Annotated in this window: 16 protein-coding genes; 8 read left to right on the forward strand and 8 right to left on the reverse strand. The window is 62.9% G+C overall.

Annotated elements, in window-relative coordinates; all coding sequences use genetic code 11:
- The first annotated feature begins 52 nt into the window (after positions 1-52).
- From prfA to YUO_RS0113180, 3 genes are all read left to right on the forward strand, one after another.
- On the forward strand, positions 53-1132 hold the full coding sequence (gene prfA, locus YUO_RS0113170; RefSeq protein ID WP_028347685.1) for a peptide chain release factor 1: 1080 nt from the start codon (positions 53-55) through the stop codon (positions 1130-1132).
- Between the two features lie 154 nt (positions 1133-1286).
- A complete protein-coding gene (prmC, locus tag YUO_RS0113175; protein ID WP_028347686.1) occupies positions 1287-2168 on the forward strand; it encodes a peptide chain release factor N(5)-glutamine methyltransferase in 882 nt (293 codons plus the stop codon).
- A gap of 491 nt (positions 2169-2659) precedes the next feature.
- The gene (locus YUO_RS0113180; RefSeq protein ID WP_028347687.1) at positions 2660-3403 is read left to right on the forward strand and encodes a DUF4167 domain-containing protein; all 744 of its coding nucleotides are present in this window, start codon (positions 2660-2662) and stop codon (positions 3401-3403) included.
- A gap of 103 nt (positions 3404-3506) precedes the next feature.
- Here the strand turns inward: YUO_RS0113180 and YUO_RS0113185 are convergent, their stop codons facing one another.
- A complete protein-coding gene (locus tag YUO_RS0113185; RefSeq protein ID WP_156908616.1) occupies positions 3507-4262 on the reverse strand; it encodes a methyltransferase domain-containing protein in 756 nt (251 codons plus the stop codon).
- A 120-nt stretch (positions 4263-4382) separates the two neighbouring features.
- Between YUO_RS0113185 and gloB the strand changes: the two genes are divergently transcribed.
- The 3 genes from gloB (at position 4383) to YUO_RS0113200 (ending at position 6214) form a co-directional block, all read left to right on the forward strand.
- Entirely contained in the window at positions 4383-5150 is a 768-nt protein-coding gene (gene gloB / locus YUO_RS0113190; RefSeq protein ID WP_028347689.1) for a hydroxyacylglutathione hydrolase, read from the forward strand.
- Positions 5151-5155: 5 nt separating this feature from the next.
- Positions 5156-5584 carry a cupin domain-containing protein gene (locus YUO_RS0113195; protein ID WP_028347690.1) on the forward strand — a complete coding sequence of 143 codons (429 nt, stop codon included), beginning with the start codon at positions 5156-5158 and terminating at the stop codon, positions 5582-5584.
- Positions 5585-5773: 189 nt separating this feature from the next.
- Positions 5774-6214 (forward strand): DUF1772 domain-containing protein, encoded by a 441-nt coding sequence (locus YUO_RS0113200; protein WP_035726709.1) that lies wholly within the window; start codon positions 5774-5776, stop codon positions 6212-6214.
- Between the two features lie 137 nt (positions 6215-6351).
- Here the strand turns inward: YUO_RS0113200 and yddG are convergent, their stop codons facing one another.
- The 3 genes from yddG to YUO_RS0113215 all read right to left on the reverse strand — a co-directional run bounded on the left by yddG (position 6352) and on the right by YUO_RS0113215 (position 9486).
- Positions 6352-7221, reverse strand: coding sequence for an aromatic amino acid exporter YddG (gene yddG / locus YUO_RS0113205; RefSeq protein ID WP_028347692.1), 870 nt, complete (start codon positions 7219-7221; stop codon positions 6352-6354).
- Between the two features lie 156 nt (positions 7222-7377).
- Positions 7378-8103, reverse strand: a complete 726-nt coding sequence (phbB, locus tag YUO_RS0113210; protein ID WP_028347693.1) for an acetoacetyl-CoA reductase — start codon at positions 8101-8103, stop codon at positions 7378-7380.
- Between the two features lie 204 nt (positions 8104-8307).
- Positions 8308-9486: an acetyl-CoA C-acetyltransferase gene (locus YUO_RS0113215; RefSeq protein ID WP_028347694.1), complete on the reverse strand. Its 1179-nt coding sequence runs from the start codon at positions 9484-9486 to the stop codon at positions 8308-8310.
- 318 nt (positions 9487-9804) lie between these two features.
- Here YUO_RS0113215 and phaR point away from each other — a divergent pair, with 318 nt between their 5' ends.
- A complete protein-coding gene (phaR, locus tag YUO_RS0113220; protein ID WP_028347695.1) occupies positions 9805-10404 on the forward strand; it encodes a polyhydroxyalkanoate synthesis repressor PhaR in 600 nt (199 codons plus the stop codon).
- A 155-nt stretch (positions 10405-10559) separates the two neighbouring features.
- Here phaR and YUO_RS0113225 read toward each other — a convergent pair whose 3' ends face one another.
- The 4 genes from YUO_RS0113225 to YUO_RS0113240 form a co-directional block, all read right to left on the reverse strand.
- Complete coding sequence (locus tag YUO_RS0113225) at positions 10560-11576, reverse strand: methyltransferase (RefSeq protein WP_051379417.1); 1017 nt, start codon at positions 11574-11576, stop codon at positions 10560-10562.
- Between the two features lie 17 nt (positions 11577-11593).
- Positions 11594-12559 (reverse strand): Bug family tripartite tricarboxylate transporter substrate binding protein, encoded by a 966-nt coding sequence (locus YUO_RS0113230; protein ID WP_028347697.1) that lies wholly within the window; start codon positions 12557-12559, stop codon positions 11594-11596.
- A gap of 13 nt (positions 12560-12572) precedes the next feature.
- Positions 12573-13100, reverse strand: coding sequence for a MarR family winged helix-turn-helix transcriptional regulator (locus tag YUO_RS40625; RefSeq protein WP_051379418.1), 528 nt, complete (start codon positions 13098-13100; stop codon positions 12573-12575).
- A gap of 101 nt (positions 13101-13201) precedes the next feature.
- Positions 13202-14893 carry a putative bifunctional diguanylate cyclase/phosphodiesterase gene (locus tag YUO_RS0113240; RefSeq protein ID WP_035726711.1) on the reverse strand — a complete coding sequence of 564 codons (1692 nt, stop codon included), beginning with the start codon at positions 14891-14893 and terminating at the stop codon, positions 13202-13204.
- 245 nt (positions 14894-15138) lie between these two features.
- Here YUO_RS0113240 and YUO_RS0113245 point away from each other — a divergent pair, with 245 nt between their 5' ends.
- Complete coding sequence (locus YUO_RS0113245; RefSeq protein ID WP_028347699.1) at positions 15139-15426, forward strand: hypothetical protein; 288 nt, start codon at positions 15139-15141, stop codon at positions 15424-15426.
- Position 15427 lies beyond the last annotated feature (1 nt).

Genomic DNA, 15427 nt, shown 5'->3' on the forward strand with positions numbered 1-15427 from the left:
CTTAAGTCCCGACAACGCCACCTTTCCATATCCGCTGCCAGAGAAATACGCCATGTTACCCGAAGCCAAACTCGATATCCTGCTCGCCCATCATGCCTCGCTCGAGGCCGAGTTGCTGGGCCAGGTGAATTCCGAAAAATACGTCCAGATCACGCGCGAGCTCGCCGAGCTCAATCCGCTGATCGATGCGGTCAAGGCGTATCGGACGGCGCGGGCCGAGATTGCGGGCGCCGAATCGCTGTTGGCTGATGCCGGCACGGATGCTGAAATCCGCAGCATGGCCGAAGCCGAGCTCGAAACGCTGCAGGGGCGCGTCGCTGACCTCGAGCAGAAGATTCGCGTGGCGCTGCTGCCCAAGGACGCCATGGACGACCGCAACGTGATGCTGGAAATCCGCGCCGGCACCGGTGGCGACGAGGCCTCGCTGTTCGCCGGCGACCTGTTCCGCATGTATGAGCGGTTTGCCGCCTTGCAGGGCTGGAAGGTCGAGGTGATCTCGGCCTCGGAAGGTACCGTGGGCGGCTACAAGGAAATCATCGCCGAGGTGCAGGGCCGCGGCGCGTTCGCCAAGCTGAAATTCGAATCCGGCGTGCACCGCGTGCAGCGCGTGCCCGACACGGAAACGCAGGGGCGGATTCACACCTCGGCCGCAACGGTGGCGGTGCTGCCCGAGGTCGAGGATGTCGATGTCGACATCAAGAATGAAGATCTGCGGATAGAAACCATGCGCGCGCAGGGCGCCGGCGGCCAGCACGTCAACAAGACTGAATCCGCGATCCGTATCACGCACATTCCGACCGGCATCGTGGTGATGATGCAGGACAGCCGCTCGCAGCACAAAAACCGCGCGTCCGCGATGAACATCCTGCGCTCGCGCATCTACGACGCCGAGCGCCAGCGCGCCGACGCCGCGCGCTCCGCCGACCGCAAGGAGAAGGTCGGCTCCGGCGACCGAAGCGAGCGCATCCGCACCTATAATTTCCCGCAGGGCCGCGTCACCGATCACCGCATCAACCTGACGCTCTACAAATTGCCGCAGGTGATTGCGGGCGAAGCGCTGGGCGAACTGATCGACGCGTTGACGACCGAGCACCAGGCCGCCCAGCTCGCCGCACAGGGCGCGGCAGCGTGAGTAACATCCGGCTGTCGTCCCCGCGAAAGCGGGGACCCATACGCCGCGGCCTCGCAATGTGGGCGGTGGGGGTCGAGACCTCTCGCAACAGTAAAGGCCTGTGGTTATGGGTCCCTGCGTTCGCAGGGACGACGTCGAGATTGTGGCTCGCCGCATGACGAATTTCGCCGGCCAGACAGTCGAGGCCGCGCGGCGCGCGCTCGCAGCGAGACTCAAAACCGCCGCCATCGAATCCGCCGAGCTCGACGCGCGGATTCTGACAGGCCATGCACTGGGCCTCGACCTGACCGGCTTGATATCGGTCGCGCAGCGCGAGTTCACCTCGGACGAATCGGCTCGGCTTGAGGAATTCGCCCGCCGACGTCTCGCGGGCGAGCCGGTCGCCCGCATCATCGGCGAGAAGGAGTTTTGGGGTCTGCCCTTGCGACTCTCGCCCGCCACGCTGGTGCCGCGGCCCGATACCGAGACGGTGGTCGAACTGGCGCTGGAACTGCTACGCGCCGGCGGCGATCTCGCTCGCCCGATGCGTATCGCCGATCTCGGCACCGGCACCGGCGCAATTCTTCTCGCGCTGTTGTCCGAATTGCCGGCGGCCGAGGGATTCGGAACCGACATCTCCGAAGCGGCGCTGCAAACCGCTGCGGCCAATGCCGCCTGCGCCGGCCTCTCGGAGCGTGCGACGTTCATCGCCTGCGATTACGCGCGCGGACTATCCGGTTCATTCGATCTGATCGTCTCGAATCCGCCCTATATCCGGTCGGCGGATATCGGCAGCCTGGCGGTGGAGGTGAGAAATCATGACCCGCTCGCCGCGCTCGATGGTGGTCCCGACGGGCTGGACGCCTACCGCGCGTTGATCCCCCAGGCGGCTGGCCTCCTTGCCCCGGGTGCAGCCTTGGTCGTGGAGGCCGGAGAGGGCCAAAGCGGCCCAATCCAGGCCCTGATGACGGGTGCAGGGTTATTGCCTGCCACGGCACCCAAGGCCGATCTGGCGGGCATTCCGAGGGCTGTCGCGGGCCACAAAATGGCCCGATAAAGTCCTTTTGGAACGCAAAAAAACCCCTTGGAATATTCTCCCGGAGCGACTACGTTCCGTTCACAACATCGGTCCAGGGTTGCTGGCCCCCGTAAGATCATGCGGATGAGGCCGGAGTTTCTCGAAACGAGAGCCCGCCGGGTGAAAGGTTCCAAACGCAGGTCGAATCGAGCGCAATAGCTGGAGCTGTGCTGCTCTCGACCGTAAAGCGAACGAAAGCCTGATTTTGCGCTTGAAGACTTACGCAACAGCCAGTCACGCGAAGCCGTCATGCAGGACGGCTCGGCTGGCTTTGGCAGGCTGAATGATTTGATCCGGCGGGCGAATGTGCGCCGCTGATTGGGGAACGCGTCTTTGCTGAACGCGAGGGTTGGCGACATCGACGACATGAATTTGAACGGCATCGTGATCCGGTGCGCCTGAGTGCGCGCCGAATCAGATCGGGCTACGGCGGCAACTGCAAAACTTCAGGGCTGGAATAAAGGCGAGACATGAGAAACGGTCAAAACAACAAGCGGATGCGTAACCGGAACCAAGGCAGTAACCGGAACGATGGCCGGCGCGGTCAGAACCCGATGACCCGGGTGTTCGAATCCAACGGGCCCGACATCAAGATCCGCGGCACCGCTTCGCACGTTGCGGAAAAATACGTTCAGCTAGCGCGCGACGCGCGCTCTTCCGGCGACCCCGTCGCGGCGGAGAATTACTACCAGCACGCCGAGCATTATTTCCGCCTGATCGCCGCTGCGCAGGAGCAGTTCCGGCAGAACCAGCCGCAGCCGCGCATCGACCCCGAAATGCAGCCGACGGAAGACGGTGACGACGAGGGCGAAAGTTTTTCGCATTTCGGCCAGGAGCCGGGTTTCGTCCCACAGCAGCCGCAGCCGTATATCCGCGACAACAATCCGCGCGAACGCGAACAGCGCGGCGACAACCAGCCCTACCAGCGCGACCAACAGCCGCGCGAACACCATCGCGAACGCGAGCACCGTCCGCAGCCGCAGTATCAGCCGCAAGCCCAGCCGCAGCCGGTGATTGCCGATACCGGCGGCGTCGATCGCCTGCCCTCCTTCATCACCGGCCCGCAGCCGCAGGTGAACGGTGCGCCCGGCGGATATGAAGAGGGCCGCGGCGAGCGTTTCCCGCGCCGGCGCCGCCGGCCGCACGGCCCGCGCCCCGACAGCGTGGCCGCACCCGCCGCGCCAAGCGAAGATTTCAATCCGGGGAATGAGTAATCGTTCGTCTTCGTAGGGTGGTCAAAGCGCAAGCGTCCCCACCAACTTCCTTGAAAGCTGCGCACGAAATGGTGGGCACGGCGCATGCGCGCCTTTGCCCACCCTACGATTCGCCCAGCCTGTCCCGCGTTGCCGTCGATGACGGCACCAGCGCCGGCTCCAGCGACGGAATCAACCGCGCACGTTCGCGGCCCGCGGGGATCGCGCGATAGACCTGTTTGGTCGCTTCCACGATATGGACGCCGGCGAACGGCAGCGACAGCGCGGCGCCGACACGCTCCCACGCCATCGCCGAGCGCAGAAACCAGCTATTGCCGACCGGCGGCAGAAACAGCGCCTCGCCCCACGCCGCCGGCGTGAACCAGGTCTGCCGCAGCAATTGCGTGATCTGCGCGCGCGAATAGGGCCGGCCGTGACCGAACGGCGTATTGTCGGTGCGCGTCCACACGCCCCGCCGGTTCGGGATCACTGCAATCAGCCGGCCGGACGGCGCCAGCACCCGCCACACCTCGCGCAACAGGCGCTCCGGATCGTCCGACATCTCCAGCGCGTGAACCAGCAAGATTCGATCGACCGCCGCGTCCGGTAGCGGCATCGAGAATTCATCGATCAGAGATGCCAGCGCCGGCCGCCCCGTCGGCCATTTCAGGACGCCCTGCGCCGCCGGCATGAAAGCGATGCAGCGCTCCGAATCCTCGCGAAACAGCCCGAGATAGGGCGTCGGATAGCCGAGCCCGAGCACGCGCTGCCCCGCCGCATCGGGCCAGCGCGCCCGAATGCCGCGGTTGATCAGCTGCCGCGCCACGATGCCAAGGCGTTGCGAGTAGAAATCCCGGAGATCGATGACGTCGATGGTCATGGGCGCAATCTACCACACCGTGTTTCATTGCGGCGCGCCGAAAATGGCATTGCCGCGCAAGCGTTAACGCCATATTTCTTGCGGATTGACGGGGCTGGAAGCCTTAACCACGGAGCTATCATGGCCGCGGAAATTCGTACCTTCACCTGCCTCAACGACAATTTCGGCTATTTGATCCACGATCCCGCGACCAAGGCCACCGCATCGATCGACGCGCCGGAAGCCGCCCCGATCATGAAGGCGCTGGAGCGCGAAGGCTGGACGCTGACGGATATTCTCGTCACCCATCACCATCACGACCATGTCGGCGGCATTGCCGAGCTGAAGCAGAAATATAATTGCCGCGTCGTTGCACCGCACGACAAGTCCACCAAGATTGCCAATGTCGACCTGCGCACTGCCCATGGCGACGTAGTCAAGGTGGGAAGCCTGCTGGCCCGGGTGCTGGAAACGCCGGGGCACACGCTCGATCATATCTCCTACGTGTTCGATACCGAAAAGGCGGTGTTTGCCGCCGACACGCTGTTCTCGATCGGCTGCGGCCGGGTGTTCGAGGGCAACTATCCGATGATGTGGGATTCCCTGTTGAAGCTCCGTGCGCTGCCGGACGATTTCAAGCTCTATTGCGGACATGAATATACTGCCGCCAACGTCAAATTCGCGCTCACGGTCGACGGCGACAATCCGGCGCTGAAGGTGCGCGCCGAGGAAGTCACGCGGCTGCGCGCGGAGAACAAGCCGACGATCCCGGTGCTCTTGGGCGAGGAGAAAAAAGCCAACGTGTTCCTGCGCGCCGACGAGCCTGAGGTGGCGGCCAAGCTGCACATGAAGGGCGCCAGCGCCGCCGAAGTTTTCGGCGAGCTGCGCGAACGCAAGAACAAGTCCTGATGGCGCTGCCAACACAAGCCGCCGAGATCATCGCGCGGCTCGACCTGAAGCCGCATCCCGAAGGCGGGCATTATCGCGAGACGTTTCGCGATGAAAGCGTGGACGCCGCCGGGCGTTCGCGATCGACCGCGATCTATTTCTTGCTGGCGCGCGGCGAACGCTCGCATTGGCATCGCATCGATGCCGTCGAGATCTGGCATTATTACGCGGGCGCGGCGCTGACGCTGCAGATCGCCGATGACAAAGGCCAGCGCAGCCTCAGGCTTGGGCCCGATCTCGTTGGCGGCGAGGTTCCGCAAGCCGTCGTGCCTCCGCACGCCTGGCAAGCCGCTGAAAGCACCGGCGACTGGACGCTGGTTGGATGCACCGTCGCCCCCGGATTCGAGTTTGCGAAGTTTGAGCTGGCAACACCGGACTGGTTCCCTGCACGGTGAGGCGTGCCGGGGTCGCGCGAATAGCCACGCGGCTTCCCCAACAAACAGCCGCTGGAACGCTGGCCGGGCGACGAGGTTGGTAGCGAAAGCTGCTCGCGGGCGTGCCGCGGCCCGATCCGGTATGTCGGCATGCCAAGCCACGGGTGCCTAAGCTGCGCGCCGTCCTCTTGCATGACGGGAGCCGCTCCGATGATCATTCGATTCCTGGCGATTGTTCTCACTGGCCTTGCCGTCATCGCTCCGGCCGCGCATCTGTTCGAGCTGCGCCACAAGATTCAGATGTCCGAGCAGGACTACTTCGTGGTCCAGCGCATCTATGTCGGCTGGTGGGTAGTCGGCCTGTTCTTGCCGGCGTCGTTGATTGCCAATGTGGCTCTCGCGGTCGAAGTCAGAGATGACCAACTGTCGCTTTGGCTTGCAGTGGCCGCAATTGCTCTCATCATTGTCAATCTGGCAATTTTCCTGATCTGGACCAATCCGGTCAACGTCGCCACCGACAACTGGACTGTGAAGCCTAAGGACTGGCAAACCTCGCGCCGGCACTGGGAATATTCCCACGCCGTTAATGCAGGCGTGACGTTCCTGGCGTTTTGTGCCGCGACGCTTGCTTCCTTGCGCATGAGAGCGTGACAGCTAACGCACCGGGCCCTGACGTCCGTCACATATCCTTCGCCGCGATCAGTCTTCGTAGGATGGGTGGAGCGAAGCGATACCCATCAACCGATGGCATGCCGAAGTATGATGGGTTTCGCTTCGCTCTACCCATCCTACATCTTTCTTACCACCATATCTTTCGCTGCAATCAATCCGCCGCCGGCGATCAGGATCGCGGCAATGGCGATCGTGGCGGTCGGCTGCGCGAAGCCGGCGAGGATCAGAAACAGGGTCGATAGCAGCGGCGTCGCGTAGGACGCCGCTCCGAGCACGCGGATATCGCCGCGTTTCATGCCGATATCCCAGACGAAGAACGCAGCACCGACAGGGCCGACGCCGAGCGCGATGACGGCAAGCCACTGCCCGATCGTTTCCGGCCAGACTGTCTTTTCCACCATGGCATGGACGAGCGCGGCCAGCAGCGCGGTGGCGAGGCAGAAGCCGGCCACCGCATCGGTCGGCACCGCCTTGAGCTTACGCGACATCACCGAATAAGCCGCCCACACAAAGGCGGCGACGAAGGCCGCAGCCAGCCCTGGGATCTGGCCTGGCGCAAAGCTGCCGGTATTGCCGGCGAACAGCAGCACCGTGCCGACAAGCCCGAGCAACGCACCGATGATGTGATGTGGCGCCAGCCGCTCGCCCGGCAGCAGCGACGAGAACAGCACGATCAGGAGCGGCCAGAGATAATTCAGCAAGCCGGCTTCGGCCGGCGGCGCAAAGCGCAACGCGAGGAAATACAGCGCGTGATAACCGAACAATCCGCCGACGCCGACGACCCAGGCGACCAGTGGCTGCTTCAAGGCGCCAAAGGCGGCGGGCCGGAAAAGGAAACTTGCGAAGGCGACCAGGGCGCCGATCGCAAACGTCATAGCGGCAAGCTGGAACGCCGGAATTTTTCCGGTCGCAACCGTCAGCACCGATAGCAGCGACCACATCAGGATCGCGGTCAGTCCGATCAGCGTGGCGGTGCGGGGGGTCATTGGCAGGGTTCTCTCGTCATGGCCGGGCTTGTCCCGGCCATCCACGTCTTTCTTGCCGCTGGTTTTAAAGACGTAGATGCCCGGGACAAGCCCGGGCATGACGCCTTTTCTTTGGCCGCTGCTGAACGCAGCAGCTCTGCAATGGTGGGACCGCGATCAGACCATGTATTGCCCGCCGTTGATCGTCATGGTCGAGCCGGTGATGCCGCTCGCTTCATCGGCGGCGAGGAACACCACAGCACGGGCGATCTCCTCAGGCTCGCCGAGGCGGTTGACCGGGATCAGCGGCAGAATGCTCTTCTCAAGCACGTCCTTCGGCACCGCCTGCACCATCTCGGTGTTGATGTAGCCGGGGCAGATCGCGTTCACGGTGACGCCGCCCTTGGCATTCTCCAGCGCCAGCGCCTTGGTGAAGCCGATGTCGCCGGCCTTGGCGGCGGAATAGTTGACCTGGCCGAACTGTCCCTTCTGGCCGTTGATCGAGGAGATGTTGATGATGCGGCCGAACTTGCGGGCGCGCATGCCCTCGATTACCGGGCGCGTCATGTTGAACAGCGAGCCGAGATTGGTGTTGATGACCGCGTTCCATTGCTCGAGCGTCATCTTGTGGAAGGCGCCGTCCTTGGTGATGCCGGCATTGTTGACCAGCACGTCGATCGGCCCGAGATCGGCCTCGACCTTCTTGATGCCGTCGGCACAGGCGTCGAACGAGCTGACGTCCCATTTGTAGACGGGGATGCCGGTCTCGGATTTGAATTTCTCAGCGGCGGCGTCATTGCCGGCATAGCTCGCCGCAACCTTGTAGCCCGCAGCCTTCAGCGCCTTGCTGATCGCAGCGCCAATGCCTCTCGTACCCCCCGTAACCAATGCAACACGTGCCATGTCGTAGTCCTCCTTGTGGCCTTCTTTCTATGCCGGAATTGTCCCGGTCTTTTGACGAAGCTCAGCCTTTGGTTTGAGCGCTGTTGAAAACGCTTGCATAAGACGAAAATGCCCGGCGCGAGACCGGGCATTTCATCTTTACCAATTCGAGCCGCGGTTGCGAGATGATCTTTTCATCATTCAACCGCTCACTCTGCCTTTAGTTCAGTCGCGTGCGACGCACATCGCGATGCCCATGCCGCCGCCGATGCACAACGTGGCGAGGCCCTTCTTGGCGTCGCGCTTCTGCATCTCGTGCAACAGCGTCACAAGGACGCGCGCGCCCGATGCGCCGATCGGGTGACCGAGCGCAATCGCGCCGCCATTGACGTTGACCTTACCGGTGTCCCAGCCGAGATCCTTGTTGACCGCACAGGCCTGCGCCGCGAACGCCTCGTTGGCCTCGATCAGGTCGAGGTCGCCGACGTTCCAGCCGGCCTTCTTCAGCGCAGTGCGCGACGCAGGGATCGGGCCGGTGCCCATGATCTTGGGATCGACGCCGGCCTGGCCCCAGGAGACGATGCGGGCGATCGGCTTCTTGCCCTGCCTGGCTGCTTCCTTGGCGGTCATCAGCACCACGGCGGCGGCGCCGTCATTGATGCCCGAGGCGTTGCCGGCGGTCACGGTGCCGTCCTTCTCGAAGGCCGCGCGGAGCTTGCCCATCGCATCGAGGGTAGCACCATGGCGCGGATATTCGTCGGTGTCGACGACGACGTCGCCCTTGCGGGTCTTGATGGTGACCGGCGTGATCTCGTCCTTGAACTTGCCGGCCTTCTGCGCGGCCTCGGCCTTGTTCTGCGAGGCAACGGCGAACTCGTCCTGCTGCGCGCGGGTGATTTGGTACTGCTTGGCAACGTTCTCGGCGGTGTTACCCATGTGATAGCCGTTGAACGCGTCCCACAGGCCGTCCCTGATCATGGTGTCGACCAGCTCCAGGCCGCCCATCTTCACGCCGCCACGCAGATATTGCGCATGCGGGGCCATGCTCATCGATTCCTGGCCGCCCGCGACCACGATCGAGGAATCGCCGTTCAGCAGTGCCTGGTAGCCGAGCGCGACCGAGCGCAGGCCCGAGCCGCAGAGCTGGTTGACGCCCCAAGCCGGGCTCTCCACCGGAATGCCCGCGTTGATCGAGGCCTGACGGGCCGGGTTCTGGCCCTGCGCCGCGGTCAGGATCTGGCCCATGATGACTTCGGAGACCTGGCCGGGCTCGACACCCGCCCGCTCCAGCGCTGCCTTGATGGCGATGGCGCCGAGGTCATGGGCCGGGGTGGTGGCGAACGCGCCGTTGAAGCTGCCGACCGGAGTGCGGGCGGCGCTGACGATGACGACATCGTCTGACATGGACATCTCCTTATGGGGTTTCTTGGGCTTGAGGTTGTTGGACGGCGGGCGGCCGGGGTGGCGTGCCTGTCTCTCGCCTTATCCTGTTAACCCCATTGACCCATGTCAATCGGCCAAGGCCCAAAATCCTGCCGCGGCGCATTCAAATTGATCCTCATGGGGGTTTCCATAGCAGCGTCCATGCCTTGGAATTAACCGTGGCGCACAAAACGGTAGCCGAACCGCATTGAAAATGCTTACTTTGCTGCGTTTGCGTTGCTCGTCTGCCCGTCGGCGAAGCCGCCGGGTTCCCTGCTCTCGGTGTCGATGTGTGAGCTTATGGCAAAGTCAGACCAACCTACGACCATCAAGAAATACGCCAACCGGCGGCTCTATAATACCGGCACCAGCACCTATGTGACGCTCGAGGATCTCGCAGCGATGGTGAAGGAAGGCGAGGATTTTCTCGTCTACGACGCCAAGACCGGCGATGACATTACCCGCCAGGTGCTGGCGCAGATCATCTTCGAACAGGAAAACAAGGCCGGACAAAATCTGTTGCCCACCACTTTCCTGCGGCAGTTGATCCGCTTCTACGGCGACAGCATGCAATTGGTGGTGCCGAAATATCTGGAGCAGTCGATCGATACGTTGACGCGCGAGCAGGAAAAATTCCGCAAGCAGCTCACCAATACCTTCAGCGGCACGCCGTTTGCGCCGCTCGAAGAACATGTCCGCCGCAACATGGAATTGTTTCAGCAGACGTTCTCGATGTTCAAGCCGTTCGTGCCGCCGCGCGCCGGATCGACTTCGCCCGAGCCTGAGAAGGTGCCGGAGCCGGCGACCGACGGAGATAATATCGACGATCTTCGCCGCCAGATGAAGGAAATGCAGGAACGCCTCGAGCGCATGTCGAAGGAGCCGAAGAAGGAAGAGTGAAAACTCTTCGTCGACTCTCTCCACTGTCGTCCCTGCGGAAAGCAGGGACCCATAACCACCAGCATTGATTGTTTGAAGAAGGCGTCTACCCGACTGTCGGATTGAAGGGCCGCGGCGTATGGGTCCCTGCTTTCCGTAGGGACGACGCAAGAAAGCTAAACCGGCCTCGCCTCGATTACATTGAATCGTCCGGCCGGCGCTATCGAGCTCATTCGAAAGCCCGCGCTACCCAGGAGATCGCGGTATTGCGCCTCGGTGCGCTCCATGCCGCCGGGGCCGCGAAGCATATTGAGATCGCTCAGCGCGTGGGATTTGTGCTCATTGTCAGGCCCGGGCATGGCCGGCATCAGCCGCTCGACCAGCAGCAATGTGCCCGCTTCAGGCATCGCGCGCCGGCAGTTTTGCAGGATTGTGCAACTGAGCTCATCGTTCCAGTCGTGAATGATGCTCTTGAGAATGATGCTGTCGATCGACGCCGGCACGGATCTGAAAAAATCTCCAGCGATGAAGCCCGCGCGATCGCTGACGCCGAGCTTCGCCAAATGCGCAGTTGCGGCCTCTTCGCAGCGAGGAAGATCGAAGACCGTCCCGCGGATATGGCCATAGCGTTTGATCACCGCGCCGATCAGTTCGCCCGAGCCGCCGCCGACATCCAGCAAATGCGAAATACGGCTGAAGTCGTAGGCCGCCAGCACATCGGCGGTGACGAATGCGGTGAGTTCTGCCATGGCCGCATTGAAGACGCGCACCGTTTCAGGTGCGCGCGCCATCAGATCGAAGCTATTGTCGAAGCCCTGAAGCTGCGCGGCCGTCTTGCCGGTCATGATGGTTTCCAGCATGCCGCTCCATGTCTTCGACAGCAATTCGCCCTCGAGGATCGCCCAAGCCTTGAACGACGGGTGAGCGTCTCCAATCAGCGCGGTGCCCGTTTCGCCAAGCGCGTAGCGCTCTCCTTCGGCCCGAGTGCAAATGCCGGTCGTCACGAGCGCCGCGAGCAGGCGCGCCAGCGCCGCCCGATCGGCGCCGGTTTCCTTGGCAAGCTCATCCAGCGACTTGGGCTTATCAGACAGCAGGTCGGCGATCCCGAGCCTGGCCGCGACATAGATCACCGCCGTCACGCGATGCGACTGGATCAAGTCGAGGAGTTTCAGTGCTGGCGCGGAAGACGACATGGCGTACCTATCGCTTGCTATCTAGCGTCCCTGATATTGATCAGTTGATTGATCTCGCCCAGCCACGCGCGCTGCCGGGCAATCCCCGCCTGCAGTTCCGCTCTGGTCCCGGCAAGGACTTGATGGCCTCCCGCCTCAATCCTGCGGCGCACGTCTGGATCCGCGCAGACCGCGGCGATATCCGTGGCGATGCGGTCCCTCAGCGCATCGGACATCGCCCTGCCACCAAAGAAGCCGGCGAGCCCGTCGATTTCAAGCTCGGGGTAAGCAAGTTCGCGAACTGTCTTAACGTCCGGCAGCGTCGCCGCGCGGGCTGGGTTGATGATGGCCAGAAAGCGCGCCTTACCGGCCTGCACCGGAGACAGGGAGGCCGAAAGTGACGTCACCAAAATCTGGATTCGACCTTCGCCAAGGTCGGCTTGCGGTTGAGCCGCGTCGCGGTAACTGGCGTAGTTCATCGCAAGCCCATGGCGCTTCAGGAAGGCTGCGAAGACAAAGCGCGGTAAGGTCGGCCCCGAGGCCCAGACGTATTTGCCGGGGTTTGCCCTCAGCACCTCAATCAGTTCCGGAATGCTGCTGACTTCCAAACCACTATTGACGGCAAGTGTAAGGACGATCGACGTCGCAGAGGCGATTGGTTGTAGATCGCGGTCGACGTCGTAGGTCAATTTGTCGACCAGAAGCGGCGCCACCGAAATCGAGCCGCCTACCGTGTATAGCAAGGTGTGATCGTCCTGGGCCGCAACGAACGAGCTCACACCGATCGTGCCTTCAGCACCGGTACGATTCTCGACCACAACAGGTTTTCCCCATTTTCTGGAAAGGACATCCGCAAATATCCGCACTGCGGAATCGTTGGCGCTGCCGGGAGGGAAAGGCACCACTATCTTCACGACCCGGTCGGGCCATTCGGCCATTGCCGCGTTTGGCAGGATCGACGTCAGGCTGCAGAGCAACAGCATCAGCAAGAGCCGGATGCGCATGGACGCCTCCTTCTTAGTCCGCTGGATCTGAACTAGAGCGCCTTCGCGGCCTTTGCCGCCCGTTGCCAGGGCGGGCATAGCAGCCATTGGCAACGACGACGCGCGCGAGCATATCGAGAAGGGCCGCGCGCTCGGTTTTTGTTAGCGGGGCCAGCAGCCGTTCTTGCGCCTCGAGCATCGAGGGGCGTAGTCGCAGGCGCAGCTCCGTGCCGCGCCGGGTGAGAAAAAGCTGCCGACCCCGGCGATCGCCCGGATCGGTCTGGCGTTTAACCAGGCCCTTCTTCTCAAGGGCGTCGATCATCTGACCAAGCGTGACGGGATCGATGCCAACCCGCTTCGCTATATGTTTCTGGCCGGTCCCCGGCTCTTCCAGAATGGCGGCCATGACGCCCCACTGGATCGGGGTGATGTCCTGGCCGTCGAGGATTTCTGCGGTTACCCCGAGACAGATCTGATGAAACCGACGCGCCAAGTGAGCGGGCACCCGATGCGAGGCCAGCACCGTCAATGGTTCAGTCCCTTCATGGTCGCGTTTAGACATGGTGTGGCGCGCCCCTATACTAAGAATTCTAATACTAAGAATATTTACTATTCTGTCAACTGAGCGCCGCCCAGAAGCGTTTGCATTCGCTGATTTCGGCGCTAGCCCGCTGCGGGCAACGCAGGGTCAGCCGACACTGCCCATGGCCGCTGCGGCGATGCCAGTCCGATCAGGCGGCCCTGGATGTAGTCGCAGCCCCATTCGCGCAGCATCACGGCGGTTTCTTCGTCCTGCACCCATTCGGCTACCGTCTTGATCTGCAGGCGGTTGGCCAGATCGATCAGCGTATGCACGAAGGCGCGATCGTCGGCGGAGCGTGCGATGTTCTGCACGAAGGCGCCGTCGATCTTCACGATATCGACGCCGAGCTTGCGCAAGTTGCGGAACGAGGTGTAGCCGGCGCCGAAATCGTCGATCGCGATCTGGCTGCCGAAGCTTTTCAGTCGCGTGATGAAGCCCCTGATATCGTCGATGTCCTGGATCGCAACCGTTTCGGTGATCTCGACGATCAGCCGCTCGCCGGCGCCGGGATGCGCCTGCATCAGCGATTCGATTCCGGTCCACCAGTCCGGGTCCATGGTGGTGTCGGGCGAGATGTTGAGGCTGAGCCGCACGTTCGGCGATGCCGCGAGCTCGGCGACCGCGAGTTCGAGCACGCGATGATCGACCAGCCGGATCAAGCCCAATCGCTCGGCGACCGGAACGATATCGGGCGCCAGCAGCGCCTGCCCGTCCTCCTGCTCCATCCGCACCAGGCATTCATAGAACGCCGGCTGCCGCGAGCGCGCTTCGACCACGGGCTCAAAGGCGGTGACGATCCGCCGCTCGTTCAATGCAGTGACGATCTCGTCGGTGACGCGGATGTTGACGCGGCGCTGGGCGTCGCGCTCGACGTTCGGCTTCCACAGCGAGAACGATCCGGCGCGGCGGCGCTTGGCGTCATCTAGCGTTTCCTGGGCGCGATTGACGGCCTCATCGGCATTGCGGGCGTGACGGGGGATGCTGATCGCGCCGATCGAGGCGGTCACCGAAACCGGGCCGGATTTGGTCGGGATTACCTCGTCGCGGATCCCTGCCAGGAAGCGCTCGGCCGCGATATTGGCATCTTCGACGGTGCAATTCCTCAAGATCAGCCCGAACTTGTTGCCGGAGAAGCGCCCGAGCACGTCGCCGCCGCGCAGCTTGGCACGGATGCGCCTTCCTACTTCCGCAATCACGGCGTCCGCGACATCGAAGCCGAAAGCATCGTTGACGCGCGCCAAATGATCGATGCCGATCAGCATGAAGGCGCACGTCGATCGGAGACGCATGGCTTCCTCGATCGCTTCCGCCAGCGAGGCGATGAGATGCGTGCGATTGAGCTCACCAGTCAGCGGATCGTGCATCGAGAGCTTCAGCAATTGCTCGTCGCGCGCACGGCGCTCATTGTTGATGCGGACAATGCCCTGCGCGCGCACTGGCTTGCCGTCGGGCCCCGCGAACCAGCAACCGGTTTCCTCGATCCAGAGTACCGGCGCGGAGCTTGAGGCTCGCACGCCATATTCGATCCGATAGGGGACGCCTTCGCCGCCCTTCGGCGGGGGCGATCGAGTGAGGGCGTCCGTCCGGATCGAGCGGGAGGGCTCGATCAGGGCGGCGAACCCGGCGCCACTCCGTAGCGCTTCCGCCGGAATGTCGGTGAAAACCGCGTCGGCATTGTCGCTCCAGGCGATGGTGTCCGCTATCAGGTCCCAAACGAAAGCCGCCTGGCCTAGCGAGGCAAGAATGCTGGAGGCTTCCGGGACAGGGGGCATCAGATCGCCTCGATTCGGGACACCGCCGGGTGATTCCCTTGGTGATTCCTTTGGGCCTTGAGGATAGTGGCTGTTTCGAACAAGAGGCTAGGCAAAGTTGATAAATAAACCGGAAACCATGTTTCACGAACTTTCCGCGTCAGCCGGGAACGACGCGGAAGGGAGCGGCATAGGCCTTGCGAGGTCAGATCGCAGTGGGGCGTTTCGTCCCGAAACGTGACAGTTTTAGCCGGATGCGGTGCGCGATGCTGGGTATCGATCGATCAGACGAAATTTTGGACGGCGAGTTCGTCAACCTCGACGAGCCGGCCTGCGTCGCGCTGGTGCCGGTCACCCAGTCCGTGCATTGGTCAGAGCGAGCGGCCACGCCGCGGCCCGATCCGACCTTCCTCGCGCAGTTGATCGCGACCGCCGATCAGACACCGCAAACCCGCGCCTTGAGGCGGGCCTCATTGGCGGATGCGCAGATGGCCTATGGCGCCAGCCAAATCGGGTGCTGCAACACCGGCTTCCGGACACGGCAAACCATCTAGA

This window comes from Bradyrhizobium murdochi (assembly GCF_000472965.1).
In the GTDB taxonomy this organism is placed as follows: domain Bacteria; phylum Pseudomonadota; class Alphaproteobacteria; order Rhizobiales; family Xanthobacteraceae; genus Bradyrhizobium; species Bradyrhizobium murdochi.

Excerpts from the sequence above, each read along its gene's own strand:
- phaR (WP_028347695.1), top strand. The coding sequence starts at position 9,805 with ATGGCAAAGTCAGACCAACCTACGACCATCAAGAAATACGCCAACCGG.
- yddG (WP_028347692.1), bottom strand. The coding sequence starts at position 7,221 with ATGACCCCCCGCACCGCCACGCTGATCGGACTGACCGCGATCCTGATG.
- YUO_RS0113240 (WP_035726711.1), bottom strand. The coding sequence starts at position 14,893 with ATGCCCCCTGTCCCGGAAGCCTCCAGCATTCTTGCCTCGCTAGGCCAG.
- YUO_RS0113225 (WP_051379417.1), bottom strand. The coding sequence starts at position 11,576 with ATGTCGTCTTCCGCGCCAGCACTGAAACTCCTCGACTTGATCCAGTCG.
- YUO_RS0113200 (WP_035726709.1), top strand. The coding sequence starts at position 5,774 with ATGATCATTCGATTCCTGGCGATTGTTCTCACTGGCCTTGCCGTCATC.
- YUO_RS0113230 (WP_028347697.1), bottom strand. The coding sequence starts at position 12,559 with ATGCGCATCCGGCTCTTGCTGATGCTGTTGCTCTGCAGCCTGACGTCG.
- YUO_RS40625 (WP_051379418.1), bottom strand. The coding sequence starts at position 13,100 with ATGTCTAAACGCGACCATGAAGGGACTGAACCATTGACGGTGCTGGCC.
- prfA (WP_028347685.1), top strand. The coding sequence starts at position 53 with ATGTTACCCGAAGCCAAACTCGATATCCTGCTCGCCCATCATGCCTCG.
- phbB (WP_028347693.1), bottom strand. The coding sequence starts at position 8,103 with ATGGCACGTGTTGCATTGGTTACGGGGGGTACGAGAGGCATTGGCGCT.
- prmC (WP_028347686.1), top strand. The coding sequence starts at position 1,287 with ATGACGAATTTCGCCGGCCAGACAGTCGAGGCCGCGCGGCGCGCGCTC.
- YUO_RS0113180 (WP_028347687.1), top strand. The coding sequence starts at position 2,660 with ATGAGAAACGGTCAAAACAACAAGCGGATGCGTAACCGGAACCAAGGC.
- YUO_RS0113215 (WP_028347694.1), bottom strand. The coding sequence starts at position 9,486 with ATGTCAGACGATGTCGTCATCGTCAGCGCCGCCCGCACTCCGGTCGGC.
- gloB (WP_028347689.1), top strand. The coding sequence starts at position 4,383 with ATGGCCGCGGAAATTCGTACCTTCACCTGCCTCAACGACAATTTCGGC.
- YUO_RS0113185 (WP_156908616.1), bottom strand. The coding sequence starts at position 4,262 with ATGACCATCGACGTCATCGATCTCCGGGATTTCTACTCGCAACGCCTT.
- YUO_RS0113245 (WP_028347699.1), top strand. The coding sequence starts at position 15,139 with ATGCTGGGTATCGATCGATCAGACGAAATTTTGGACGGCGAGTTCGTC.